Genomic DNA, 25,801 nt, shown 5'->3' on the forward strand with positions numbered 1-25,801 from the left:
GCGCGGTGAAGGAAGGGTTTGACACAAAGGGGGCGGTGAGGAGATATCCCCCAAGAAAGGTTTCCTCTTCTTCTCTCCCATTCGGAGGCCCTTCAGCCTGTTCTTTTCCCATCTCCGGCAGAGGCCGCCCATATTTCTCCAGTGCGTATGCCGGATCCATACCGGAAAAAGTCCAAAAGATAATCTTGGTAATGATGGCGGCCTTCAGGACACTGATAGGTCGAGGGGCCGGAGCCAGAAGCCAGCTTATCATTTGGCGATATGGGGCTCGGTCGATCGGGAATAACACAAGGAAACCTATTTCCATTCCGGGGACCCTACGCGTGATCTTTGCCGTTCTGCTCGCCGCTCTCCCAGCTGACCGAACGGACGCTGGGTTCCATACTCAGCCGACTCGTGAGCTCTTCGATCAGACGGTCCTGCCTTCCATTCGTAACTACTTCGGCCTGTACCTTCGTGACCTCCGCCTCAGGAAGTGCTTCGCTCCGTAACGCCTTGAGGAGCAGCGCCTCTCTGGCCACAGCCTGAAGGATGAGCATTCGAATATGCGGCTCCTCCGTGTCCTGACAGGTGGTTGTCAGGTGATACGTGACTTCCAGCTCCGACACTTCCATAGACTGCCGATTAATCAACTGGCCGACCGGTCTCAACAACACATTCGTCGTAACAATGACAGACGCAGTAATGGCGGCAGCGCCCAGAAATCCCGATCCTGCCAGGCTCCCCACCGCGGCTGAGCACCACAACGTCGCGGCGGTGTTGAGTCCCCGGATGCTCAGCCCTTCCCGAAGAATTACCCCACCACCAATAAAGCCAATGCCCGACACGATTTGGGCCGCGATCCGGGTGGGACTCTGCTCTCCCGACAATAGCGACGAGAGGGTCACAAAGGCAGCTGCGCCCATGGCCACTAAGGCATTGGTTCGCAAGCCCGCCCCGCGTTGCCGGTATTGGCGTTCAATCCCGATCACCGCTCCCAACGCCACCGCGAGGACGATCCGACATGTGAAGTCCAACAGAGTCATGATGGAGTTTCTTTCCTGAGCCTTAGAGCCATTCGTGGAATCGCCTGAGATACCACCCCTTGACGACTTGCGTGAGCACGGCATAGCTGAACAGGATGGCGGCCAGCCAAACAAAATAACTGTCTGGTAATGGCTCCATGCTCGCGAATGTCCCCAAAGAAGAGAACGGGAGCGAAAGCCCGATCGCTGCGATGAGACCCGTGAGCAACAAGACAGGCAGGGCCGCCGTGCTTTGCACAAACGGAATTTTCTGCGTCCTGATCATATGGACAATCAGCGTCTGTGAGAGCAGCCCTTCAATAAACCAACCCGATTGAAACAACGATTGGTGGCCAGGCGCATTGGCTTGGAACACAAACCACATGACGACGAAGGTGATGATGTCGAAGATGGAACTGATGGGACCGATGAATACCATAAAGCGAGCGATGCCCTCTGGATTCCACGGCCGTGGCTCCTTGAGGAATTCGTCGTCCATCCGATCCCACGGCAGGGACAATTGCGAGAGGTCATAGCAGAGGTTCTGAATGAGCAATTGGATGGGGAGCATCGGGAGGAACGGCAGGAAGGCACTGGCCGTGAGCACACTGAACATGTTGCCAAAGTTAGAACTCGCGGCCATCTTGATGTACTTGATGATATTCCCATAGACCTCGCGTCCCTCGAGCACTCCCTCTTCAAGTACCAGAAGACTCTTCTCAAGCAGAATAATATCGGCTGATTCTTTCGCGATGTCCGTCGCGGTGTCCACGGAAATGCCGACATCTGCCTGGCGCAGGGCCGCAGCGTCATTGATGCCGTCACCCAGGAAGCCGACCGTGTGGTTCTTCTGCCGCAGTGCTTGGATGATGCGGGCCTTCTGTAACGGATTGAGCTTGGCAAAGACGGTAGTCCGCTCTGCCAGGGTCGCTAACTCATCGTCCGACAGGGCCTCGATCTCGCTGCCAAGCGCCACGTGTGTGATGTGCAAACCGACCTCGTGGCAGACCCGCCGCGTCACGATGTCATTGTCTCCGGTCAGGATCTTCACCTGGACACCATGGTCCTTCAGGGCTGCGAGCGCCTCCGGCACAGTCTCTTTCGGGGGATCGAGAAAAGCGAGGATCCCGACCAACACCAGGTCCCGTTCATCGGCAATCGCATAGGGCCGATCCGAGGCTGGCAAGGTCTTCGAAGCCACCGCGATGACCCGCAACCCATCCTGATTCAAGTCCGTGGTCAACCGGACCACGCGCTCGCGCAGTGCTGCAGTTAGAGGGGTCACCGCGTCAGCCTCCTCCGCGTGGGTGCAAATACTGAGGGTCTCTTCGACCGCCCCTTTACAAATCAGGAGATGTTGCGCATGGTCTTGCTCTACCACCACCGACATGCGACGTCTGAGGAAATCAAAGGGGATCTCATCGACTTTGGCATACCGCTCCGCGACATGAAGTTGCGGTTCCAGCTCCACATGGTCAAGCACGGCGCGATCCAATAGGCTTTTCAAACCGGTCTGGTAATAACTATTGAGGTAGGCGTACTCCAACACGGGGAGACTTTTGTTGCCGTCGAGATCCAAATACTGCAGCAGCACGATCTTGTCCTGTGTCAGTGTGCCGGTCTTATCCGTACAGAGCACGTCCATGGCACCAAAGTTCTGAATGGCATTGAGCTGTTTGACGATCACCTTGTGGCGTGACATCGCCACGGCCCCTCTGGCTAACGTGGCCGTGACCACTGTGGGGAGCATTTCCGGGATCAACCCGACCGCCACAGCGAGGCTGAAGAGCAACGCCTCGTGCCAGCCACCTTTGACGAGTCCATTGAGGACGAAGATCACCGGCACCATGACCAGCATGAACCGGAGCAGCACCCAGGTGACTCTGGTGATCCCCTGATCAAAGCTGGTGAGGGGACGCTGTCCCACAATGCTCTTCGCCATAGAGCCAAAGTAGGTCTGTGCCCCCGTTGTCGCGACAACCGCCGTTCCCGTGCCACTAATGACCGTCGTCCCCATGAAGCAGAGGTTTCCCCGGTCGAGCAAATTGTCGGCCATGTCGTCCGTTCGAGGGCGGGCTCCGTTCGGACGTGTGCCTAGCGACTCGTATTTCTCCACCGGCATTGATTCCCCCGTCAGCACCGACTGGCTGACAAAGAGATCCTTGGCGGTCAAGAGCCGAAGGTCCGCGGGGACCATATCGCCCGCGGAGAGGTGCACAATGTCGCCTGGCACCAACTCTTCAAAGGGCACCTCCCGCTTCTCACTGAATTCTTTGACGGTGCCATCGGCCAGCGGCTGGTACTGTTGTCGAGTAACGGTAGCTGTGGCGCGCACCATCGCTTTTAAGCGTTCGGCAGCCTGGGAGGAGCGAAACTCCTGGACGAACTGGATCACCACACTCAAGGCAACCATCACAGTCACGACGACGGTGGCCCTCAGGTCCCCAGTCAGGTAGGACACGGCGCCAATGACCAAGAGGACGAGGACAAAGGGGTTCTTCAGGTACTTGAACAGCATCCGGTACCACGGTGGCGGAGGCTCGTGAGCCACCTCGTTCTTGCCATATTTCTCGACTCGCAGGGCGACGTGAGCATCCGTCAAGCCTTGCTCAGATGTCGTGAGGACGCGAAAGACTGTGCGCAGATCCAGATTGGAGAGATTCCTCAAAAAGTGAACCTCACCCATGCTGACCTCCGACAGAGGTTGCTTCTTCTCTTTGAGGGTCGGGGTATTTCCGTTCATCGTCATCCCTTATCCGTTACATTTTAGGCATGGAGCTCAACAATCACAGCACGATTCCTCAATTCCATCGCCCACGGCGGTTTCGCAGGCTTGCTCACGGCAGACGGCGTACCCTGAATTCCGGCAAGCCAGATCCGTAGTGCACGCGACGACCACGACAATTGAAAGTAAAGCCAGAATGGACATCCTCTCCTTCCCATTGGCCGGAAGGAGAGGTCAGAGGCAGGCTACGAACGTGGGATTCGAGAGACGAACTCCAACCTCTCCTGGCCCAGCAAGCCGAGCAAAGAGACAGCTACCCTATCTCTACTACTACCGCCATCATCCATGGTGAACTGCTCCAGTGATTAACTCTGTGTGCCTTTACGCCAGTAAAAAACTCTTGTCAAGGCATTTCCCTCGCACCCATGACCTGCGGTTTAGGAAACCGTGGTCGTCACCCTACTCCAGCCTATTCAGGCTCACTGAGGCCCACTCCAGCCAAAGTTTGCGCGAAATCCAAACTTTGGCTGGAGTAGGCTGGAATGAGCTGGAGTGAGGTGGAGTTGAGCACAAAATGAGCACAATTGGGTGGAGTGAGCCTCTCCGGTGCAAGACCAAGGATACGCCAAACAGCTCTTTTCTCACTCTGGATCACGGCTCTTTCGCACCAGGGTGGTACCAGACTCGCCTGAAGATGAACCGGAGACCATCAGGTCAATGCACAAGCTTGGTTCTCAACAGATCCACCATGTCTTTGTCACTGATGTCCGCAATTTGCCAGGGTGTCCTCCCTTTATAATCCTTGGCATTCACGTCTGCCCCGTTGGCGATCAACACTTCGGCCACATCTCTAGCGCGATAGGCTGCAGCCGTATGCAGCGGCGTGAAGCCCAAGCCCTGCCTGGCGTTCACATCCGCCCCCTTCGCGATCAACAGTGCGGCCACCTCTTTCGCGTTCGTGGACGCAGCCTCATGCAGCGGCGTCTCGCCCGCGCCATTCCTGGCGTTCATATCCGCTCCGTTGGCAATCAACACTTCGGCCATTTCCTTATCGTTCTTGGCCGCAGCCGAATGCAGCGGCGTAGAGCCCAAGCCCTGCCTGGCGTTCACATCCGCCCCCTTCGCCAGCAACAGTTCGGCCATATCTTTTGTGTCCGCGTGATGCAGCGGCGTCCAGCGAAATTTATCCGCGGCATTCACATCCGCCCCCTTCGCCAGCAACACTTCGGCCACGTCTTTATGATTTTCGATCACAGCGCAATGCAGCGGCGTCCGGCCAAGGACATTCGTCGCGTTCACCTTGGCGCCCTTGGCAATCAACAGTTCGGCCATGGCTTTTGTGGGAGCCTTACACAGCGGCAAACCGCCAGCTTGATCCTTGGTATTCACATCCGCGCCCTTGGCAATCAGCGAATTCACCATTGCCATGTCTCCAAAGAATGTGGCCGTGACCAGCTTCTCGTTCAACGACCACGAGCGCTGCGCCCCCTTAGCAATCAACAGCGCAGCCATATCCTTCTCGTCAGCGGCCACAGCCGTATGCAGCGGCGTGAAGCCCGCCTGATCCCTGACGTTCATATCTGCCCCGTTGGCAATCAACACTTCGGCCACAGCCTTCTTGTTCGCCCCCACAGCCGAATGCAGTGGCGTCTGGCCAAGGACATTCGTCGCGTTCACCTTCGCGCCCTTGGCAAGCAACAGGGCGGCCACCTCTGGTGTGGGAGCCATATGCAACGGCGTCTGGCCAAGTAGTTCATTCTTGGCATTCACATTGGCGCCCTGGGCAATCAGGGACCGTATCAGAGCCATGTCTCCACCGGGGGGAGTGTTCATTGACAGCAATAGCTTCGTATCCAACGAGTCCTCCGCCCACGCCGTCCCGGCGACCAAGCCTGCCATGACGATCGCGACGAGGACTCTCAGTGGGCGGCACATCTCACATGCCCTTGAATTGGGTTTCTGATGTGGGTATCGGCTCAGATGTGTTAGCAATCCTATGGAAGTATAGCAGAGAAGCGGGACCGAGCCGGTTCACTGGGACCCCCATAGCAACGGTGCGCACTGACTAGCTACGATCGCTGGCCGGCGAGTCGGTCGAATTCCAGGCGGTCAAAAAGGATGTGAAAATTGAGTTGCTATCCTGTCGATCCAGTTGAGAATTAAAAGTACGCGTCCCAGGGGTCAAAAAGAACTGGTTTTGAACCCACAGTGTCCTAGGAATTATTTCCCCAGCACCACTTTATTGAAGAGCTGCTTGACGGCCATCTTCCGATATCGGGCGGCCAACGTGATAGTTGATTCCAGCGGCGCGGATTTCCGTCAGAAACTGCTCGATGGCCAGAAGGTCCATAAATCTTGTGACCGTACCTGTCTGACACGGAAGCTGGCCTGCGAGGGCGCGGCCGATGGTGATCAATGGGAACGAAGGGATTTTCTGACCATCATCGCCGGCGGAGAATTGTTGACAATGGATGACTAGGTCTGATCCATGCCGATGAGTGGTCGTCACCTCAAGCCATCCCAGGGTGCTGCCGAAGTGGCTCAACAACAACGGATGTCCTCTGAACAGGAGGGCACTCCACAGTGGATCTATCCATTGTGGCGTGATGCGTTGGAGTAGACCGATGAGGCGGACCACATGATGAATCCACCAAAATTCAAGGCTGACTTGGAAACAGACCTCTACCGCCTTAAACCAGAGAGGCAAGAAATGGTCGTCAGGGGATTCGATGAGACTAAACGGGTGCCGTCTGGAGTCGAAGGGGCTCGAATAGGTGGAAGACGTGCTCCAAGTCCACTCCGGTGTCGAAGAGCCATTTCGCATGGCTTGAAATGGATGTCTCAACGCATGAATCAGATATTCGATAACCCCTTTCCCCTTTGGATTTTGGTTTCCGATAAACATCCGGATGGAGATCCGTTCAACTGGCCCGTATCGGGACTCAGCCATTCGAGTGAGGAGGGAGGTCATGGAGGGTAGACTCGACGCTCCACAGATCACTATCCGATCGACAGGTGGATAGGAGGCCATGAGTTGGGCGGCTGTCTCGAGATAGCCGGGGTCATCTCCCAAATCGGCATAATGGAGGCCATGTTCAAGGGCGAGCCGCAGCGGATGGAGGGGGTGAGCACTGAACGGGCCCGCACAATGAAAGACCGCATGCGCACCGTCCATCAGACTCCGCACCTCACTCCGACATTGAACATCACCCCATAAAGGAGAGACGGAAGGCTTGAACTCTTGAGCGAGGGCTATGGCTTGCTGTTTGGTTCGACAGACCGCCCCGATATTGAGTCCATCCAGAGTCGCGAGTCCCTTGATGATTCGCCGACCGAATACCCCGTTTGCGCCAAAAATGAGTAATCGGCAGGGTGCGGTTTGAGAAAAACGCATGGCTGAATGGTCGTCACGCATTTGTTTGTGGACCGCACAGCTTCAATAGGAGCTGTCCGCGAAGCAGGCCGAACGTCTAGCGAAAATGACGGTCAAATTCTGAGGCATAGGTCCGTCCTAGAGCGTTGGCCTTCTGATCGAGCCAGTCGCTCAGCCGAGTGGTTCCTCTCGGTCGGTCTTTCGCAACAAGGAGATTGGCCATCAAGGCCCCCAGTTCGTCACGGGTCAGAACGACATCATCGACCAACAAGCCGATCACTTTGAGAAGCGCCAGAGACACGCTGGGACTCGCGTGAAAGAGAAGCGTTCTGCTGCCAATCTTTTGAGCGATCAGCTGCACCATTTCCTTGAATGTGAACGTATCAGGGCCTGCCGCATCTATGGTTGTGTTCTCAGGAGTCCGGGCTCCTTCGACCGCAAGTGTCGCCACGTCTTCGACAAATATGGGCTGCAGGCGGTAGTCGACCGGTGCGGGAATGGCAAAAATCGGAAACCGTCTCAGGAGCCATGCAATGTTGTTGACGAGGATTTCTTCTTCGCCGCCAAACACCAAAGTTGGCCGGATGATCGCATAGGGCAACTTTGATTGGCGAATGGCCTTCTCGAGCACGGCCTTCCCTCTGAAATAGGGAAACGGTGCTTCTTCGGATGGATTCGAGACGCTCAGGTGAACAATCTTTCGAACACCGGCCTCCTCAGCTGCCTTGATCAACTGTTTGGTATTTTCGACAGCGCTATCGAACGAGACCGTGTCGTAATCAAAACGGACCCAGTAGGTGTTGAAGAGCGTTGTGGCTCCCTGAAGGCAGGTGACCAGGGCTTTTTGGTTCTCGAAATTCCATGGCGCAATGGTGATCTGCTTGCCAAATGGGTTGGGGCGATTGGGATGGCCCGTCAGGATGAGGACCTTCTTTCCCTCCGCAACAAGTCGTCGCGTGATGTATTTGCCTATATAGCTGAGTCCCCCTGTCACAATATTCAGTTCAGGCACTGAGTCCTCTCCCAGAAATACGGTGGCTCTCCGGCTCCGATTCAAACCTTTTTAAACATTTGTTTTTGGACCAGCTGGAAGGATACGTCAAAGCTCAGGATAAATCGACATCTGTGGTTCTGAACTGGAGAGAGGTTTTTGATCCTTGGACATGGAATTGCTATCTCAAAGTAATTCCGAACGTGAACGTTCTTTCTTCTATACCGTCAGGGGAATCCGATCCGACATCAAGCATCGGCCTTGGGTTGTGATAGATTTGTGATAGAAATAGGAGCAAAGGGTAGAATCGACAAGAACCAATAGAATCACTGTAAGCGAGCTAACCGCTTGGTCAGCAAAAGAAATGGGGAAACCAGGTTGCAGATCAAGCCGTTAGAGAAACTGCCCTATTTACACTCTTAATCAGCGGGCCGTAGGTTCGACCCCTACACGGCCCACCAATATCAACCACTTACCGTTTCAGGTTCCCTGCCGACAGAGCCGGCTATGATGAAGTAAGTTACCAGCTTGATCCGATCCAGCACTTCTATACCACCCCGAAAATTTTCCGGATAGTGATGGGGATATCGCTGTGCTGTGTCATCGTAGGTGACTTATGCCACAACAGCCGCTCCACCTCAAAACTCGCAACATCCAATTCAAAATTCCACATCGCGACCTGCCGGAGCCTTATTCGGTAGTACTTCGCAGGGAGGGTCAATCAAGTGCGGAACATCTGTCGAGCGCGCTCTATCAGGACCCGAACCAGAAGCACGCTTTGGTTTGACAGTCTTGGACCTGACCTCTAAGTTTACAAAAGGCTGCACTAGTTTGAGCTGTGGCACTAATTGATCAAGGTTCATATTGGTGAGCATGCTTCAACGAAGATCGCCAACCGTTCATTCCATCCTTCCACCGTCAAGAGAAATTCCCCGCCGACCTCTTGGGAAAACTGGCGTTGAAGTGTCCGTTCTCGCCCTAGGAGGTGCCCACTTAGGTCGCATTGACTGTGAAAAGAACGCCATCAAGCTTATCCATGAAGCAATAGCTGCCGGGCTCACCTTCTTTGACAACGCTTGGGAATATCATGACGGACGTAGTGAAGACTGGATGGGGAAGGCTCTCGTTGGTCGACGGCACAAGGTCTTCGTCATGACCAAGGTGTGCACTCATGGCCGCAACAAAAAGCTGGCTTTCAAGCAACTCGAGGAATCCTTGCGGCGCCTACGAACAGACTACATCGATCTCTGGCAGATTCACGAGGTGATTTACCCTGATGAGCCTCATCAGCATTTTAGTCCAAACGGAAGTATCGAAGCATTGATGGAGGCAAAGCGTCAAGGCAAGGTTCGCTTCGTCGGATTTACGGGTCATAAGGATCCCGCAATCCATCTGAAGATGTTGCAGTATGGCTTCCCTTGGGATACTTGCCAACTACCACTGAACGTGTTTGATGGCACCTTTCGAAGCTTTGAGCGTACCGTCTTACCTGAGCTGATCCGGTTGAGTATCGCTCCTCTTGCGATGAAGACCCTGAGCGGCAACGGAGATCCTATCAGGCAAGGCATACTCACGGCGGAGGAGGCGTTACGTTATGTCCTCAGTCTTCCAATTGCCTCTGTCGTCAGTGGAGTTGATTCACTGGAAGTGTTGCACCAGAATGTCAGGATAGCGCACCAATTCACCCCTATGACCGAAGACGAGATGGAGGCCCTGAGGCGGCGGGTCGAATCTTACGCAACGGATGGGCGATTTGAAGGGTTCAAATCCTCGGACATTTATGACAGTGCAATAGGGAGAGAGCAACACAGAGAGAGGGCAGCTTAAATTTTCTCCTTTTGCCCGGTCCTCTTCAGCTGTTGGTCGTTGGTGCTCCGTTTCATCACTACACGGCCCACCACATAATCAATCCACGAGAGAAGGCTCGCTGCCGATGGAGTGATGGCTCATGATCCTCATTCCCCGCTGGCGCGAGAGTACGATCTGAGGGTTCGTCGCACGAGGCACCATGCGACCCCTATCGCGAGCGTAAGAAGAACCAGCAGTGTCACCACAACCAGTGTTCGATGCATCAAAGGGGAAAGCTGGTTCCATTCTTCTCCGCCGATGTACCCGATTCCAATAAAGCTCGTCGACCAGATCAAGGCTCCAGTATAGGCAAACCGGGCAAATACCGTCGGAGGAAGCAGCGCGGCGCCCAAGATCAAGGCGCCAAGGTGACGGAGTCCGGGGATGAAATAGGCCACGAGAAGGGAATACCTCCCCCAGCGTTCAACCCATTGCTGCGCTTTGGCCAGGTGGTCTGGTCGAAGGTGAAACAGGTAGCCGAATTTGAGGAGTGCGGGAAGCCCGACAAACCGGCCGAGCGCATAGCTGATGGTAATGCCGCTGGCACTCCCCAAGAAGGCGGTAACCACCGCCGGCTCAAGCTGCAGCGTCCCTTTGAAGCTGAGATAGCCGACGAAAATGAGTAATGACTCGTCTGAAATTGGGAGACCCACGATGCCCAGCATCAGCAGAGTGAAGATCGCTCCGTACCGGTAGCGGCCAATCCAATCGAATCCAGCTTCCATGACAAGCCCTAGCTATGCTCTGGTGTCATCTCAAGACCAGAGCCTTTCCTTGGAAAGCGAAGGGAAGCCATCATAGATCTCGCCTTTGAGCAGGTGCGACCATTACGACACGATAGATCAGGCTGAGGTTCACCAGGCCAGATTTGCCAGAATGCTGTGTTCTAACTGGAACCTTTAACTCTTGGCTTTGCGATCAGGGTTCACGGCCAGATAATCCTTGATGAACTGATCCGTTTTTTGGAGAACTTGGGTCTCGATATGCTTGACATTGTCATCGGCGACCGTGCTGATCGACCCAAATTTCATCCAAGTCACGGCGGAGAGTTCTGCTCCTTCTCGGCTTTCCAGGCGAACACGTTGCGTCAGATACATGTCGATGGAGTAAAAATAGCGGCCGATGCGATCATGGAGCGTATCCACTCGAATCATCAGTGTTGCCGCAGTCGGAGTTTTGAGTCGCTCGCGTTCGGTCACTACACTCACCCCCGCCTTCTGAAGGCGCTGCTTGATGTCTTTTTGGAGAGCACTTGTCTGAAGCCCTAACTGTTCAATCTCAACATCCAAAGGATCGACGAGAACCTCCACTCCCGTCACCCCCTTCAACGCCTCAAGATCAGGAGGTTCGGCAGGTTGCTCGGCAAAACCCGTGGTTGAGGCAAGGACGATTGTGATGACCCCCACACTCAGAAGGAGAGAGGGGATACGGAGCGGTACGTACGCGAGATGATTCATGGTCATGCCTCCTTCCCAATTCGTAAATATCCTACGCCCCTTGTTCGCCTCTGTCAGCCTTGACACCTTTCTACAGACAGCCTAGCCTTGCGTCGACAGCAGACAATCCGGTCGTATCCATCGTTGTGGCTCACAAATCGAAACAGAATGTTGCTCGATGGGGAGAACCAGCGCACCTCACATGCCTGATCGGAAGGAAGGCTCTTATGGACCTCCGCCGCCACCAGCGCTTTCCTGTGCATTTTCACAGCATGCTCTCTGGTCCCAAGCTTAGCGAATCGACTGGTACCATCGTAAACCTGTCGGAGGGTGGCTGCTGTGTCGAGACCAAGAGCCAGGTATATACAGGTATTCAATTGGCCCTGCGCCTTCACGTGCCTGGCGAAGAAGCGCCAATCCGTGTCGAACAGGCGGCGGTACGCTGGACCCGCGGCCACGAATTGGGTGTGGGCTTCATCACCCTGACTCCACCACACAAGGAACGATTAAGCCACTTCCTCGAGCGATTAAAGCGAGAGCAACAGGCTTGAAAATCACCCTTTGATGCCGAACAGGAACTGCTTAACCCTGTGGAGTGCTGTATTCGTCTTATGGACGCTCCCCGCTGAGACAGCCGCGTTGAGAAGCCAGGTCGACACCGTTCTAGACGGTAATATTCTCGATGTCTTCCACCAGGGCAAGACGAAACGGATACCGATTAACGGGATTGACTGTCCCGAAAAGGGTTAAACCTAGGGGGAACAAGCGAAGTACGTTATCTCCGACATACTGGTCGGGAAGGAAGTCCTGCTCAATACCTACGGCCCCGACAAGAACGGGCGGAAAATTGCCGATATGCTCCTGCGGCATGGCACCAACGTCAGCTTTAAGTTCGTCAAAGAGGGGTACTGTCGGTGGGATCGAAAATATGCGCCGGGGAACAGGAAATTCGAAAAGCTGGAACAAGAAGCCCGGCAGGGCAAGAAGGGATTGTGGGCAGAATCCAACCCGGTGCCTCCGTGGGAGTGGCGAAAGAAGAAGAAGTAACCCGGTAGTCTTATCGGTCGACGAATTTCATTCGCTCTGAGCAGCTGGCCCACGCTCATCACAGCAGACCTCATCATCTTTCATACGCTTTTCACCGGCACCCCTACGCCTGTTCTGTGCAAGATCCTCAATATGTTATCAGCTTATTTTCAATGGCTTCCGGCGTTAGCGCTCCAGAATTATCCCTAGATGCTCACATCTTAAATTATTAGTAATACAATCGTAACACTGGGCCCTTATCCTTCCCTTCGAACTCCCGATGTTCTCACACTCTCACTGCCGCCGTGAATCGATAACTGTGGTGGTCACATGACAACTTTCTCCTTGAAAAAGATCTTGATTGTCGAAGATGAAGAAGACATCGCGCAGCTGGTGAAACACTATCTCGAAAAAGAAGGGTTTCGAACAGCGATCGCCAAAACGGGAATCGAAGGCCTCAGGTCCATCAAGAGCGAATTCCCCGACATGGTCATTCTGGATCTGATGCTCCCGGAAATGGACGGGCTGGAAGTCTGCAAGAAAATTCGGAGTCTTCCGGACACGGTCATGCTTCCTGTCCTGATGTTGACCGCAAAAGCCGAAGAGTCTGACACCATCATCGGCCTTGAACTGGGAGCCGATGACTATGTCACCAAACCATTCAGCCCCAAGGCGTTAGTATCGCGAGTCAAAGCCTTGTTCCGCCGATTGGAGCGCGCCGATGATTCAACCCAATCCTCTTACTCCTACGGTCCGTTGCTCATGGACCTCTCACGGCATGAGGTTTTGATTGACGGGCAGGAGATTCCTTTGACGACGAAGGAATTCGGATTGCTCGAACATCTCCTGCATCAGCCCGGTCGGGTGTTGACCCGCGACGTGCTCTTAAATGCGGTGTGGGGCTACAATTACTACGGTACGACCAGAACGGTCGATGTCCACATTCGTCGGCTCAAGCAGAAACTCCCTTTCCTGAATGAGGCGATTCTCTCCGTCAAATCACTTGGGTATAAGCTCAAATACATCAACGCATCCGAATGATTCCCTTATAAACCTTGGTTGTAGCTCGCGCCGCGGTATCGAGTAAGCCCGCTTATATCCCCGCTCGATTGTGTTGAATTTCTGTAACGTCCGCCATCAATACCTCATCCCAAATTAACCCCCGTTTCACGAGGAATTTACCCTTCTGTTACATGGCCACGCCAGGCTTAGAGAGGCGACCCATGATCTACAGGAGGGAACGAATATGGCTGCTCAAACCGTAGAGCAAGGGCATACATCCAATCTATCGGTCACGCTTGCGAAATCGGCCTTTGAAGTACGGGAGGCCCAACGACTCCGCTATCAGGTCTTCGTAGAGGAATGTGGCGCTCGTCTGGAGTCGCCCACAGTGGGGATCGATGAAGATGAGTTCGATTCCTCCTGCGAGCATTTGATTGTCCGCGACCAAGACACCGATCAGGTCGTCGGCACCTATCGAATCTTGACGTCATGGAAGGCGAAGGAGTTGGGTCGATTTTATTCCGAAAGCGAGTTCGATCTGACCAAACTTCGTCCATTGCTCCCCCGGGTCGTCGAGGTCGGACGATCGTGCATCCACCCCGACTATCGACGTGGAGGCGTCATTACCTTGCTGTGGGCCGGGTTGGCTCGTTTCATGCTGACCGGCGGATATGAGTACCTGATGGGCTGCGCGAGCATCAGCCTGGCCGATGGCGGAAGCAGTGCGACGGAAGCGTACCTCAGCTTGCGAAGAGAACATCTGAGCCCGGAATATTGGCGAGTTACACCTCATCGTCCGTTCCCCGTCGCACCAGGCATCGTCGTCGGCAAGCCGATCCTCCCGCCACTCATCAAGGGATATGTCCGGTTAGGAGCCTATATCTGCGGAGAGCCGGCATGGGATCAACAGTTCAACACCGCCGACCTCTTCATGTTACTGCCGATGTCGCGAATGGACCAGCGATACGCGCGCCATTTTATGGGAACCACATGTCTCGCCCAACCCTCAGCCGCATAAAGCAAGCAGGCCGAATACTCCGCCTGGTCAATCACCTGGCGAAGGGCGTTCTCCTCGTGTGGATCGTCTTCCCTCACGTCAACTCAACCCAACGCGACGCCATCATCGTCGAGTGGTCGCAAGAGATGCTGGGGATCTTACACGCACGTCTCCGATTGTTAGGCGACGTTCCTCCAGTGACGCTGTCTTCGGTGCTCTTTGCAGCCAACCATATCTCTTGGCTGGATATCTTGGCCATCAACGCTTTCCGGAGAGTCCGATTCGTGGCAAAAGCTGAGGTTCGGCAGTTGCCGATCGTCGGCTGGCTTGCCGCCCGAGCGGGGACGACGTTTATCCGTCGATCGCGCAGCTATGAGTTGACCCGTGTGGCCAAGACAGTCAGCCGTTCATTGCGCAAAGGACACTGCGTCGCCCTGTTCCCGGAGGGCACGACGTCCGACGGGACCTCCCTACGACCGTTTCATTCGGGATTGTTCGAATCCGCGATCGATGCGGAGGCCACTGTCTGGCCGGTGGGCCTTCGTTACCCGGGGCCTGACGGGACAGCCGACGTTGGGGCGGCTTTCCTCGGTGAAGATTCCCTGATCGCTTCGATGCTTCGCATCGTGGCTCGACCTGCAACGGAAATCCAGATGTGGTTCGCTCCGCCGTTAATTGCCGCCGGCTCGACTCGACGGGAACTCGCTCAGCAAGCGGAGGATGTAATCGCACGATGGGTCGAGGGCTCTCGCGGTCGGGCCGATGTCCCAGCCAGACTCCATATCATGGTAACCGATCCATGCTCCCCTCCGCTCTCCACCGCTTGATTTCTCTCTCGCCTGACGGCATGATTTTGCATCCGTTCCATCATGTCTCCAACCACACGACTCCGGCACGGCCGCCACTCAACGACGAGTATCGCGCTCCTGTTCACAGTTTGCTTATCGTGCGTGTCCGCTTGCGCCGCACCGCGTGTTGAAGAGTTCGAATCCAGCATTGGCACCGCCACGCAAGACGAACTAATTCACCGGTTCGGCTACCCACAGCGCCTCAAGCAAGCATCGAACGGAACTGAGATTTGGGACTATGAATTCCTGGCCGGACGATCTCGATGTGTCGGCTACCGCGTGCATTTCGATCAAGACCGTCGATCTCAACGATGGGAGCCCCGCGACTGCCAGAATGACAAACGCTAGGCGTACCTGTATCCAACCTATGACGGCAGAGAAGCGGTTCGCACAGATCAATGGGAGGCTAAAATTTGGATTTCGACGGCGTCTGAGCCGCTTCTTTCCCCGTGAGGCTCGCATCGAGGGGTTCTTTGATTTGCAATCCGATGTCTTGCAATGCCTTGCCATACATCGCGCAATATTCCCGTGCACGCACCGGTGTCTGTTCGTACTTCTCTAGACAGGCCCGATACGACTTCATCAGCAGCGTCGCTTCATTGTAGACCGCCGTGGCCGCTTCTTCCTGCCGGAACTGCTGGCATTGTATGGCAGCTTCCCGATCGAGCAACGTCTCGCCAGGCATTTTCCCACACGTGATGTCGATGTACTTCTGCGGCCGCGCACAACTTGCTGCGATAAAAGCCAGTGCACAGGATATGACGATACTGCACAACCCCTTGAGCATGTGCTGCATTGGAATCCCTTTGGCAGTTAATACCGATCCCCCGGAACAGCCGGGGCGCACGCTTCCACCCTGGGCATCCTCATCCTCGCTCCATTCCATTACACCCATGGTAAGGCCGTGTTACAAGTTCGTTAACTTCCTATGATTTAAACAACCACGCCGTGCGCAATACGCTCCGATCTCCCCGTTTTCATAGGGAATCGCCTCTTCTTGGCTTCCCATACCTGGGCAGACAAGTGTTACGCAGACTTGATCCGGCACTGATCGATCAGTGCGGCGGATCTTGTAGAAGTACTAGGAGAGTGAGGCGAAACCGATGCGCAACGCGCTCTCGTCGAACCGCAGTTCGCGAATCGTCCAATCAAAGCATCGGAGCACTCTTTTCCGAAGGGACACACAGTACGCACATCTTCAGTGCGAACTCAACAGACTTCGATCGATGCTCGCGCACGAAACCACGATGTCTCACTTGATTACGACAGAACCGGAACTGTTCGCCGATCCTACCGACCAGGCCGCTGCAGACCATGAACTCGATGTCTCATGGTCGGTCAAGATGCGCACTGTTGAAAAACTTCGTCGAATCGAACAAGCACTCATATCCCTGCGTGAACGTTCGTACGGGATCTGTCGTCGCTGCGGTCAAGAAATCCCCTGTGCCAGACTCAAAGTGCAGCCAGATTCGCTCTACTGTGTTCACTGTCAAACGATGCGTGAGCGTCGAGGGTTATAAGAGATGAGACACACCGCTATGGTGACTTACACAAGCCGAACAATGGGAGCAGTGTGCGAACGATCATAGACCAGCGGTTTCGAAGGCTGCGGTCTGGTCGCTGCGTGCACGTGCTGAGGTAGACAGCCCGCTTCCCTGAGGGCATCGCTCCAGCGAGCCCAGTACACGCCATACCAATCATACCGTTTGATGCCTGTCTCAGATTCGAATTCTATTTTCCGCAGTGGCGTGCCGCCGTTGGCCCGAGTGGTTCGTTTGATTTCCTGAAGAATGTACAACTTGGTCATAGAGATTCTCTCCTATGGTTGTACGCTTCACAGCATGGGGGGGGCGAATACTACTCCCTTTTCAATGTTTCTGCTACTACTATTTGCTCCCACTCTCCGAAGACCTCCGCATTAGGTCCGTGCTCTAGCTAGAGCAAATCTAAAACAAAGACCATCACCGTTATCGTGACGATGACTACTGTCAATGCGTGGTCAGGTGGCTTCGGTTCTTCCATCTATCTCGATACGTCCATCGTATGTTTCACTTCCCCGTTTCGTTTGTCTGCCAGAATACCAGAAGCATCTTTCCTTGGATGTAGGACAGATGTAGCTTTTCTTTGGCTTGTTTCGCTTCTTCTGGCAGAGCCATTTCTACCTGACCCATGCGCAAGGACTCTCCCTGCGGATCTCGCGCAATTGAGACAGAAAGAACAGAACCAAAGGGGACGAGTAGAACCTTGAGATCTTGTTCAGTGAAGGAGGACGGAAATCCATCGACAATAAGCTTGGTTTGCAACGTACCCCCAGTAATGAGCTGTAGCGACCAAAAACTAATGGAAATCGACTTTATTGGCTTTGAGCTTGGAGAGGATTTTGCCCACTGAGTGGAACAGTTTCTGAAGATAGTAGAACGATCCTACTAACTAGCGATAGTCAGGTGGCAGGAGCTGCGCGGATACTTATCGAGACGCCGATTCAAACGTTGGTATGCGACCCGGTTGTACGCCTTCCTGCCTTTCATCGGCAACTATCTCGGCCTTCGCCTCGAGGACGTGACCGGACCGTCCGTCGATATATACCTTGAACTGTCTTCCAGCATTGAGGAGTTTCACGCGCCACACCACCCGTTCGTCGACTTCTTTCAGTTTGGCATCAAACACCGTTCCGCCGATGCTCGACAGTGCCACATTAATAGCCCGCTCGATCGTGACGGAACAGGTGCTGATCAGAGCGACGGTTTTCTTCGCTTGCATCACTCTGTCATGATTATGCTTCATCAGGCTCCCCTCCTCACGCCGAGCACGTAACCGTTATTCTATACGATGGGGTGAAACTGCAGTTCTCCGCCTTGCAGGCAAGGAAGTGTAGTCTTGCAGTCCAAGAAGTTCCACTGAAAAATATGCCCAATTAATAGGCACAAACTGGGGACTGAGGCGCGGCGTATCCACGGCCTGTAACCTGGATGAGGATTCCATATTCCACAATATGCTGTGGGTGCATCTCACAACTCCCCATTGTGATGATTGAATCCTTAAAATCGTGAGGGACCTCCCGCTTGTTAACAAAAACGTAACAATATGCAAATACTTTTGTAACAGTTGCGCCATAGGTTAGTTAATTTATTCCATGGTCTCCACCCGAGGACCAAGTGGAAGGAAGGCGATGCTCCCACGCTTATTCAAGTGCCTGAGACGGAGGAGTGGGCAAATAACGTCGGATATCATTTAGCATCGATTCGAGAATTGTCTCGCGAGATTAAGCGGTTCGGTGAATACCCACGGAGCGAAGTTCGAACCTGATAGAATGACGTTCACCTTTACCACCCCCGGAGATGCTGTCATGCCAGCCGCACGCACAGCGAAGCTCATTATCAATAAGGGAACGTGTTATGCCATGTTTGCGTATGATATTGGATCGTCCATCAACCTAGAGGAGGCAGACCGCCGCATTACGGCCGGAACCGAACGCGGACGGCTGCGTCATAAGGCCAGGGCTCCACAGTACTTCGACTACCGCCCGGCCCCCCTTCGGTTGACGCAGGAGGGCGCTTCCCTCACGGTGGGCTCCTATTCATCAAGTCCAACCGTCGAAGTCATGGTGTTTGACTTTGGAGCAGTCAGTATCACGTATCGATTCGCGTTGGATGGTCCCTTCGACGGATTGCTCGACCTCAGTGAGTCGCTCTATGAGAACGAGCAGTTGCTGGCAGAGTCGCGCGCGCGAGTCGAACAACTGGTCCAAGCCATTCATCCGACGATCGAACGGCCTCGGATCGCCGCTGAGGTTGAGGATTACCTTATCTTCTCCATTGAGGCCTGTTCGCCATCACAGGGACCGCCGCTGTGGACGACCAGGGAGATGACACTTGCCCGCATTCTGCGTGGTGAACGGACTCCGCTCTCGGACCAGGAAACACGCGATGCTCTCTCCTGTCGGATTTCGTTTGGGATCGAAGACGCAGCCCTCATCGACTGGCATGCCGCGGTGTTGGTCGGGAAGGACATGGACGATGTGCGTGCTGTGTTGGAATTTGCCAACGTCGAGTTGCTGGAGATGCGGATACTCGATGAACAGCTCGATCAGGCGTTAGACCAAGGCTACGAGGCACTCTCCCGCAGACCGGGACTCTTGTCCCTCCCTGGCTCTTACGACAAAGATACGACTCGCATCGCACAACTCCAGGTCGACGGGGCACTCCTCTTCGAACGAGTCACCAACACATTGAAACTCTTGGGCGATCAATACCTGGCGCGCGTCTACCGTCTCGTCTCTCAGCGATTCCACTTGGAGGCATGGGACGCAAGCATCATGCGGAAGCTCCAAACTTTGGAGAGCATCTACAGCAAAATGTCCGACCGCGCTGGTACTCGCCGGATGGAACTCCTGGAATGGATCATCATCATCTTAATCGCTGTGTCCATCGCGCTGTCCATCTTTCCGTTAAGCGGACATTAGCCTAAACCCTATCGAAAAGGATGGCTTGCAATGACCGACTCGAGCACCCGGTCATTTCTTTCTACCTTGCTGTTTTGCCTGAGTATCTGCTGGGTCATGTGGGCAGCAGCCTGCGCAAGCGGTGTTGACCAAACACAAAGCGGCGCTGACCAGACACAATGGATTCGAATCGGGATGACCACAAAAGAAGAAGTGGTCGCACGCTACGGCGAACCTGACTTCGTGGAGATGAGAGCAGACGGAGCCGTCGCAACCTATCGTCCGACCGCCTCGAAACAATCCGCACCGCGTGTCGAAATTCCGACGGTTCAGCCCGGTCCATTTGGGACCGCGACCACGAAAATGCAACCGGTCGAGCCCGGACTTGGCGCAGAGGGCGTCGCCGGCGGCAAGCACGCACGGATCAGAAAAGAAATCCGCATTCGGTACGACGCACAGGGTACCGTGCAGGAAGTGATGGAATAGCGACCGACCCGAGTGGCTTGGCTAGGCTACATCGCGACGGAGCAGGCGGGTTCGGTATCCCTCATAGTCTGGCACGAGCCGTTGATACGCCTGCGGCATTAAAGAAGACGAAATCAAGAAATCCGCCGAGGCTCTGTTGCAGGCGATCGGAATATTCCAGACCACTGCGATGCGGAGCAGCGCTTTCACATCAGGATCGTGCGGGTGCGGCTCCAGCGGATCCCAAAAGAAAATGAGGACATCAATCTCGCCCTCACTGATTTTCGCACCGATTTGTTGATCGCCCCCCAGCGGCCCGCTCTGCAGCCGCGTCACAGGAATCCCGAGTTCCCTTTGGAGCAACTTCCCTGTGGTTCCGGTCGCGACGAGCCTGTGATGACTGAGTGCCTCACGGTTGAACTTCGCCCAGGCGAGGAGATCTTGTTTCTTGTTGTCATGGGCCACAATGGCCACGGTTTTCTGCGCGGCCATCGGTACGATGTTGTCCTTCATACGACACCCCTTTCGACAGCAAGTTGGCAAGGATTCGTTCTCCGGCCAGTATGGCAGGTCCGTGTTACAGGTTTGTTGCGGATCTCTGGGCGCTGGCGAATCAACGGGGTAAAAGGAAGCCTTCAAGACTACGTGGCCGGTGATGAATTTACGTACCAGTAACAAGTTTCTAACCACGGTGCAATCTCGGCTTGGTAGAGTCACGCTAACGTAAAATACATCAAAAGGAGGAGCACAGATGGTAACTGTCGGTCAATTGATGAAGAAGGATCTGGTCACGGTGGACTCCGGCACCTCGGTCATAGAGGCGGCCAAACTGATGAAGGCCTGCAATGTCGGGAGCGTGCTAGTCTCCCGTCAAGAGCGCATCGTCGGTATCGTCACGGAATCGGATATCGTCAAGAAGGTCATTGGATCAGATCGTGGTCCCTACTTTGTCCCTGTTGAAGAAATCATGAGCAGTCCCGTTGTCGGCATCGAAGAGCGTCGCCCCATTACGGAGGCCGCCGATATGATGAACAAGCACCGGACGAGGCACTTGGGCGTGACCAAAGGCGGGACGCTCGTCGGAGTCGTGTCGGTCAGAGACTTCCTGAAGCCTGTGTCCATCGACGAACTCTAGCTGTCGATTCTCTCACACCACCGATTCTCCTCTCCTCGGCTCTGCTGTACGAAGCGCGGCGCGCAAGAGACGAAGGCTTTCTTTTTCGATCCTGAGCGAAGGAAATTGAAACGAGCTTTCGGCTTGGCTAGGCGCGGAGCTTATAGCCGATGCCCCTGACGGTCACGATGAACGTCGGACGGGACGGGTTCCGTTCGATCTTCTGCCGTAGGGAATGAATGTGGACATCAAGGGCATGCTCTTCGAGGGCATAGCCTTCTCCCCACACCCGATTGAGCATCTCCTGGCGGGAGAAAACGCGCGAGGGTGATTCGAGGAACTGCTTGAGAATCTGGAATTCCTTTGGAGTCAGATCGACCGGACGGCCGTCGACTCTAACTTCGTGGCGACCGAGGTCCAGCCGAACATTCCCCGCACTATACAGGACGTGTGACTCCGCACGAGCATCCCGACGTCGAAGAATCGCGCGAGCCCGCGCGACCAGTTCACGGACGCTCTGACCACAGACAATGAGATCGACGTCATGGTCATAGTCCTGTATGCATTCCTCTTCCGAGCAGGAGTTGCTGTTTTCTTGTACGGCTACGATGGGGACTGCGTTCAGCCCTCGCAACTGGCGGAAATTCGTGATCGCGCCGCTCTGACGGTCAAGGATAATCAAGGAGGGGACATTCGTCTTCGCCTCAGCGAGGGCCGCGGATTCCGTAGTCACGGTCGTGCTGCGGTAGCCGCTCGTCTCTAACGCCTTCTTCAGCGACTGCGCAAAAGACTCCGATTTCATGAAGATGAGAACTGAGTCGCGGACACCGACCGCGGAAGGCTTGACCGTCAGCATAATAAGGCGACATGCTAGAACGCGACGGGGAACATGTCGTTAGGACCGTGTTAATTGTCCGTTAAATTGAAAATACGTCGATGGCGTCAGACCTTCTTCGGTCGGGGCGAGTTAACCTGGAGTTAACAATTCATTGATCTGCCGGCAAAGAAAACCCAGTAGGCTGAATGGGATAGAGACTCTGGAAGGGATTGTTGATGAACGCAAATCGGTTGAGAACACGACAGATAGGGTTAGGACGGCTCATCCTCTACGGCTTTTCCCCTGCTTTAGTTGGAGTCTGTATCCTCCTGGGACTGAGTTTTGCTCTGCCACCTCAATCGTCCGGGCAGTTGAAGCCACCGCTGGACCCCCAAATCCCCCCCTACCAGCCCGTCAGCAGTCTGACTGCTGGTGCGCTCTCGGTCGCAGGGTCGGAAACCATGGAGCCATTGACAAAATCGTGGGCCAAAGACCTCCAACAGCTGTATCCCGGCTTGGCTATCAAGGTCGAGAGCAGAGGATCAGAGACGGGATTGGCTGCCCTGCTGGAAGGGAAAGCCCAGATTGCCGCGATGTCTCGGCGCATGAACCAACAGGAAATCGTCGAATTCAAGCGGGAGTTTGGCTACGAACCGGTCGAAGTTCCGGTCGCGGTGGATGCGCTGGCCGTCTTCGTCCATATCGACAATCCGATCGAAGGACTCTCCCTCGACCAACTTGACGCGATGTTCTCGAAAGAGCGTCGGCGAGGGCTGCAATACCCCATCAACACGTGGGGAGAGGCGCTGCTCCTCGATGAAGCATGGACCAACGCTCCGGTTCATCTCTACGGAAGCAACGGAAATTCCGGCACGGCCTCGTTCTTCAAGGAGCACGTGTTGAAGGGAGCACCGACCAAGGACACCATGACGGTGGTTGCCGGCTCCGCCTCGGTGGTTGTGGAACTGGTGAAGGATCGGCTCGGAATCGGAGTCAGCGGAATCGGCTATCGAATTTCAGGCATCCGTCCCGTCCCTATCGCCTCGGTCCAAGGAGGTCGATATGTTCAGCCAAGCTTTCAATCTGCAATGGACGGCTCGTATCCTTTGAGACGGAACCTCTATCTGTATATCAATAGACCGCCCAAGATTGCCGCCCCTCCCTCACTCAGCGAATATGTCAAGTTCGCGCTCAGCCAACAGGGCCAACAAATTGTCTTGGCTCACGGATACTTTCCCCTTCCGACCACTGAGCTCAATCGGCTGACCAAGTTATGGACGACCCCCGTGCGAGCCGCTGCCACGGACCAACCAGCTAAAACCCACGACTAGGTCCCGTTGACGGCACCACCGTTTCATGTCAGCGTGTAGGAGCTGGTCCTACCATGAACCGACTCATCCGCTATGCTCTCTGTGTTTCCATCACCACGGGACCGATCGTCGCGTGTAGTCCTACTCAGTTCACTACCGTTACGATCTATGAGACACCCGCCAGATACGTCCGGTTAGAGTTTGATCGGACTGTCAAAAAAGGAATGGAGCACTCGCATCCGATCTCACTCACACCCGAACAGGTTGCTGCCGTCCTCGGGGGAGTGCGGATCGATGAACCACTGGCGAAACTCCCTGTGTATGATGACATGAGCGTACCCCGTGTCCATCAGGCCTTCACCGACGCAGAAATCGCATTCCTTGCCCCGCTTCTGGCGCAAGCTCTGAGTCAAGCGACCCCGGAAGAAGTCGTGACCTTCTATCACACTCGAGACCTGTCGGCCCTTTCTCGAGAAGTCACATCCGGAGGAGTATTCGTGCAAGGCGATGAACTACACCTGATTCTCGCGAATTATCGGTCGCATACCCACTATAAGGCCGATTATGGCACTGCTGAAACCCAGGATGACCGGCTCACACCGATGCAATCGCTGGCGCCTCAACGCGGCCGCCTCGGTTTTGTACCGTACTCGGCGCAACGAGAACGATCATCTGGAATCTGGGAGAAGCTCTTTCAATACGACCATCGTGAGCTCACGATTTTGTATAAGCAATTGCCGCCGCGTGCACTGACCCAGGCAGGGTCTCCCCCATAGCACGAGCAACCGGCCGTCGCAGATTTTCAGAAATTCCATTGCAGTTGGAAGCGGAGCAAGTTGCCGGTTTGAAGTTGATAGGGGGTCTGCGTACAAGCGATTCCACTGCCAGCACCAGAACCGCAAGATGCTCCGGGAATCGCAGGAAGCTGCGAAGGATCATCCGACGTGCGCTGCGTCCAGGAATAGGCGACGGTCAACTCCAGCGCTGCGTTAAATTGATACTCTAATCCGAATTCGGTCTCACGCACGCTATAACGAGGCGCATTGTTTTCAAACTTCTTCCCGCCGAAATATTCTTGCCATCGAATATAAGGGAAGATACTCAGACAATAGGTATCACATTGGTAGTTGTAATAGAGCTGCAGATACCCGCCGCGCAAACTGCCGACCTCAACCTGGGTTCGCTCTGTGTTCAATTGAGGCCCTCGTCCGATTGTATATTCTCCTTGAAGGCCGAACGGTTGCGGAAACACGACAAAATGCCAGGCTACCCGCTCATCGAGATAGTTCCCGTTATTCGTGATAAACGGAGACACCGGCACGGGAGTAATGATGTTGGAATTTGGAAAGACCGGAGTGGTTGAGACCACATACTGCCCTGTATACGCATCCATCCCGATCTCGACGACCTGCCCATTCGAAAACTCATGCGGATAGGACGAATGAACAATGACATGTTTGTTCTTGTTGAGTTCCGTCGTGTTACTCAGATTCGAGTTGCCATTGTAGACGCCGAGACCGAGCATTCCATAATCACCTGATCCCTTGAGTCCGCTCTCGGCAAGACGCCGAAAGCGTTCGCGAATGATCGTCGGGCTGTAGTAGAGAAAGAGCCCGACATCCCGCTCATTGAGTTGCGCGCTGTTGATCGCATCGGTACGGTCGAACGCAAGGCGGTTTTGGCTTGATTGCAGGGTCTCGAATCCAAAGGGCACCTTCGACTGCCCGGCCCTGATCCGCCACTCCTTGTTCGGGGTCAAGTAGAGATCGGCATAGAAATCGCGTAACACAGGTGTATTATTCGTCCCCGTATTATTGTTATTTCCCATGGTCGATTGGGTGCCCGTACCATTGGCTGTATTGGTGCCGGTCATCTCCGCGAATTCTTCCTGCACATAGATAAAGACCCGATCATGCGGTTGTCCGCTCACGATTAACCGAGCCCGTCGCAAGGAAAACTGATCGTTCCGTCCTAGAGCCCGGTCACCTTGATCGTTGATAAGCAGGGAATTATTCTGAGTTTCAAACCGGAACTGTGCATATCCTCGAATGCTGATTTTTTCGTACCATCTCTCTCGAACCGGGACATCTCCTACACTCCTGCTTTCCTCCAGCGCCTTAGCCTGCTGCTTCTCTTCTTCTGCTTTCAGCTTCACCCACTGATCGATCGTGATCTGCTTGTTTTCGAGCAGAAAGTCTTCGAGGCTGCCCGCCTGCGCCGGCACCCAGGCCGCGACGAGTCCCCCGAGGGCCAGCAGTCCCATCCCTCCCAGTCTTCGACTGGTCCGTCCCATACAATCCCCTTCCATGCCTGCTTAGGAGAATGGCGGAAGGAGAATATGAAGAGACGATTACAGCCAAGTTACGGCTGTCTCCAGTCTCCGTTAACTCCCTGGATGCTGGGA

General features: G+C 54.7%; 28 protein-coding genes. 12 read left to right on the forward strand and 16 right to left on the reverse strand.

Translation table 11 applies throughout. The annotated features are described in order from the left end of the window. The 6 genes from VEI50_13000 to VEI50_13025 form a co-directional block, all read right to left on the reverse strand. On the reverse strand, positions 1-307 hold a 307-nt coding region (locus VEI50_13000; GenBank protein HXX76040.1), incomplete at its 3' end, for a hypothetical protein. A 10-nt stretch (positions 308-317) separates the two neighbouring features. Next, positions 318-1,025 (reverse strand): MgtC/SapB family protein, encoded by a 708-nt coding sequence (locus VEI50_13005; GenBank protein ID HXX76041.1) that lies wholly within the window; start codon positions 1,023-1,025, stop codon positions 318-320. Positions 1,026-1,047: 22 nt separating this feature from the next. Next, positions 1,048-3,690, reverse strand: a complete 2,643-nt coding sequence (gene mgtA / locus VEI50_13010) for a magnesium-translocating P-type ATPase (GenBank protein ID HXX76042.1) — start codon at positions 3,688-3,690, stop codon at positions 1,048-1,050. A gap of 753 nt (positions 3,691-4,443) precedes the next feature. After that, positions 4,444-5,664, reverse strand: coding sequence for an ankyrin repeat domain-containing protein (locus VEI50_13015; GenBank protein HXX76043.1), 1,221 nt, complete (start codon positions 5,662-5,664; stop codon positions 4,444-4,446). A 304-nt stretch (positions 5,665-5,968) separates the two neighbouring features. Beyond that, positions 5,969-7,123, reverse strand: a complete 1,155-nt coding sequence (locus tag VEI50_13020) for a saccharopine dehydrogenase NADP-binding domain-containing protein (GenBank protein HXX76044.1) — start codon at positions 7,121-7,123, stop codon at positions 5,969-5,971. 76 nt (positions 7,124-7,199) lie between these two features. Continuing rightward, positions 7,200-8,114, reverse strand: a complete 915-nt coding sequence (locus VEI50_13025) for an NmrA family NAD(P)-binding protein (protein ID HXX76045.1) — start codon at positions 8,112-8,114, stop codon at positions 7,200-7,202. 852 nt (positions 8,115-8,966) lie between these two features. Here VEI50_13025 and VEI50_13030 point away from each other — a divergent pair. Beyond that, on the forward strand, positions 8,967-9,920 hold the full coding sequence (locus VEI50_13030) for an aldo/keto reductase (GenBank protein ID HXX76046.1): 954 nt from the start codon (positions 8,967-8,969) through the stop codon (positions 9,918-9,920). 128 nt (positions 9,921-10,048) lie between these two features. On the opposite strand, the gene VEI50_13035 is transcribed toward VEI50_13030, so the two are convergent. Both VEI50_13035 and VEI50_13040 read right to left on the reverse strand, forming a co-directional pair. Beyond that, the gene (locus tag VEI50_13035; GenBank protein HXX76047.1) at positions 10,049-10,666 is read right to left on the reverse strand and encodes a DedA family protein; all 618 of its coding nucleotides are present in this window, start codon (positions 10,664-10,666) and stop codon (positions 10,049-10,051) included. Positions 10,667-10,840: 174 nt separating this feature from the next. Then, positions 10,841-11,398: a hypothetical protein gene (locus tag VEI50_13040; GenBank protein HXX76048.1), complete on the reverse strand. Its 558-nt coding sequence runs from the start codon at positions 11,396-11,398 to the stop codon at positions 10,841-10,843. Between the two features lie 206 nt (positions 11,399-11,604). On the opposite strand from VEI50_13040, the gene VEI50_13045 reads away from it, so the two are divergent. Further along, complete coding sequence (locus tag VEI50_13045; protein HXX76049.1) at positions 11,605-11,928, forward strand: PilZ domain-containing protein; 324 nt, start codon at positions 11,605-11,607, stop codon at positions 11,926-11,928. A gap of 112 nt (positions 11,929-12,040) precedes the next feature. Here VEI50_13045 and VEI50_13050 read toward each other — a convergent pair whose 3' ends face one another. Next, positions 12,041-12,247: a hypothetical protein gene (locus VEI50_13050; GenBank protein HXX76050.1), complete on the reverse strand. Its 207-nt coding sequence runs from the start codon at positions 12,245-12,247 to the stop codon at positions 12,041-12,043. Between VEI50_13050 and VEI50_13055 the strand changes: the two genes are divergently transcribed. The 4 genes from VEI50_13055 to VEI50_13070 all read left to right on the forward strand — a co-directional run bounded on the left by VEI50_13055 (position 12,185) and on the right by VEI50_13070 (position 15,229). After that, a complete protein-coding gene (locus VEI50_13055; protein HXX76051.1) occupies positions 12,185-12,424 on the forward strand; it encodes a thermonuclease family protein in 240 nt (79 codons plus the stop codon). The two genes, VEI50_13050 and VEI50_13055, sit on opposite strands and share 63 nt — an antisense overlap. Before the next feature lie 309 nt (positions 12,425-12,733). Then, entirely contained in the window at positions 12,734-13,444 is a 711-nt protein-coding gene (locus tag VEI50_13060; protein ID HXX76052.1) for a response regulator transcription factor, read from the forward strand. A gap of 205 nt (positions 13,445-13,649) precedes the next feature. Beyond that, positions 13,650-14,423, forward strand: coding sequence for a GNAT family N-acyltransferase (locus tag VEI50_13065; GenBank protein ID HXX76053.1), 774 nt, complete (start codon positions 13,650-13,652; stop codon positions 14,421-14,423). Then, entirely contained in the window at positions 14,396-15,229 is an 834-nt protein-coding gene (locus VEI50_13070; GenBank protein HXX76054.1) for a lysophospholipid acyltransferase family protein, read from the forward strand. Before VEI50_13065 ends, VEI50_13070 begins: the two co-directional genes overlap by 28 nt. A 427-nt stretch (positions 15,230-15,656) precedes the next feature. Here VEI50_13070 and VEI50_13075 read toward each other — a convergent pair whose 3' ends face one another. After that, positions 15,657-16,145, reverse strand: a complete 489-nt coding sequence (locus VEI50_13075; protein ID HXX76055.1) for a hypothetical protein — start codon at positions 16,143-16,145, stop codon at positions 15,657-15,659. Between the two features lie 352 nt (positions 16,146-16,497). Between VEI50_13075 and VEI50_13080 the strand changes: the two genes are divergently transcribed. Further along, positions 16,498-16,770 carry a TraR/DksA family transcriptional regulator gene (locus VEI50_13080; GenBank protein ID HXX76056.1) on the forward strand — a complete coding sequence of 91 codons (273 nt, stop codon included), beginning with the start codon at positions 16,498-16,500 and terminating at the stop codon, positions 16,768-16,770. A 26-nt stretch (positions 16,771-16,796) separates the two neighbouring features. On the opposite strand, the gene VEI50_13085 is transcribed toward VEI50_13080, so the two are convergent. The 3 genes from VEI50_13085 to VEI50_13095 all read right to left on the reverse strand — a co-directional run bounded on the left by VEI50_13085 (position 16,797) and on the right by VEI50_13095 (position 18,034). Next, on the reverse strand, positions 16,797-17,057 hold the full coding sequence (locus tag VEI50_13085) for a hypothetical protein (GenBank protein ID HXX76057.1): 261 nt from the start codon (positions 17,055-17,057) through the stop codon (positions 16,797-16,799). A 241-nt stretch (positions 17,058-17,298) separates the two neighbouring features. Further along, the gene (locus VEI50_13090; protein HXX76058.1) at positions 17,299-17,553 is read right to left on the reverse strand and encodes an RNA-binding protein; all 255 of its coding nucleotides are present in this window, start codon (positions 17,551-17,553) and stop codon (positions 17,299-17,301) included. Between the two features lie 163 nt (positions 17,554-17,716). Continuing rightward, entirely contained in the window at positions 17,717-18,034 is a 318-nt protein-coding gene (locus tag VEI50_13095) for a PepSY domain-containing protein (GenBank protein ID HXX76059.1), read from the reverse strand. 562 nt (positions 18,035-18,596) lie between these two features. On the opposite strand from VEI50_13095, the gene VEI50_13100 reads away from it, so the two are divergent. Together VEI50_13100 and VEI50_13105 are read left to right on the forward strand one after the other, a co-directional pair. After that, positions 18,597-19,712, forward strand: coding sequence for a hypothetical protein (locus tag VEI50_13100; GenBank protein HXX76060.1), 1,116 nt, complete (start codon positions 18,597-18,599; stop codon positions 19,710-19,712). A gap of 30 nt (positions 19,713-19,742) precedes the next feature. Next, on the forward strand, positions 19,743-20,177 hold the full coding sequence (locus tag VEI50_13105) for a hypothetical protein (protein ID HXX76061.1): 435 nt from the start codon (positions 19,743-19,745) through the stop codon (positions 20,175-20,177). A 21-nt stretch (positions 20,178-20,198) separates the two neighbouring features. Here the strand turns inward: VEI50_13105 and VEI50_13110 are convergent, their stop codons facing one another. Beyond that, positions 20,199-20,669, reverse strand: a complete 471-nt coding sequence (locus tag VEI50_13110) for a methylglyoxal synthase (protein ID HXX76062.1) — start codon at positions 20,667-20,669, stop codon at positions 20,199-20,201. Positions 20,670-20,907: 238 nt separating this feature from the next. On the opposite strand from VEI50_13110, the gene VEI50_13115 reads away from it, so the two are divergent. Continuing rightward, positions 20,908-21,291: a CBS domain-containing protein gene (locus VEI50_13115; GenBank protein HXX76063.1), complete on the forward strand. Its 384-nt coding sequence runs from the start codon at positions 20,908-20,910 to the stop codon at positions 21,289-21,291. A 127-nt stretch (positions 21,292-21,418) separates the two neighbouring features. On the opposite strand, the gene VEI50_13120 is transcribed toward VEI50_13115, so the two are convergent. Next, positions 21,419-22,126 carry a response regulator transcription factor gene (locus VEI50_13120; protein HXX76064.1) on the reverse strand — a complete coding sequence of 236 codons (708 nt, stop codon included), beginning with the start codon at positions 22,124-22,126 and terminating at the stop codon, positions 21,419-21,421. A 197-nt stretch (positions 22,127-22,323) separates the two neighbouring features. On the opposite strand from VEI50_13120, the gene VEI50_13125 reads away from it, so the two are divergent. After that, complete coding sequence (locus tag VEI50_13125; protein HXX76065.1) at positions 22,324-23,418, forward strand: PstS family phosphate ABC transporter substrate-binding protein; 1,095 nt, start codon at positions 22,324-22,326, stop codon at positions 23,416-23,418. A 53-nt stretch (positions 23,419-23,471) separates the two neighbouring features. Continuing rightward, complete coding sequence (locus tag VEI50_13130; GenBank protein HXX76066.1) at positions 23,472-24,173, forward strand: hypothetical protein; 702 nt, start codon at positions 23,472-23,474, stop codon at positions 24,171-24,173. A 26-nt stretch (positions 24,174-24,199) separates the two neighbouring features. Here the strand turns inward: VEI50_13130 and VEI50_13135 are convergent, their stop codons facing one another. After that, a complete protein-coding gene (locus VEI50_13135) occupies positions 24,200-25,690 on the reverse strand; it encodes a porin (GenBank protein HXX76067.1) in 1,491 nt (496 codons plus the stop codon). Positions 25,691-25,801: the final 111 nt, after the last annotated feature.

The organism is Nitrospiraceae bacterium (assembly GCA_035623075.1).
In the GTDB taxonomy this organism is placed as follows: domain Bacteria; phylum Nitrospirota; class Nitrospiria; order Nitrospirales; family Nitrospiraceae; genus DASPUC01.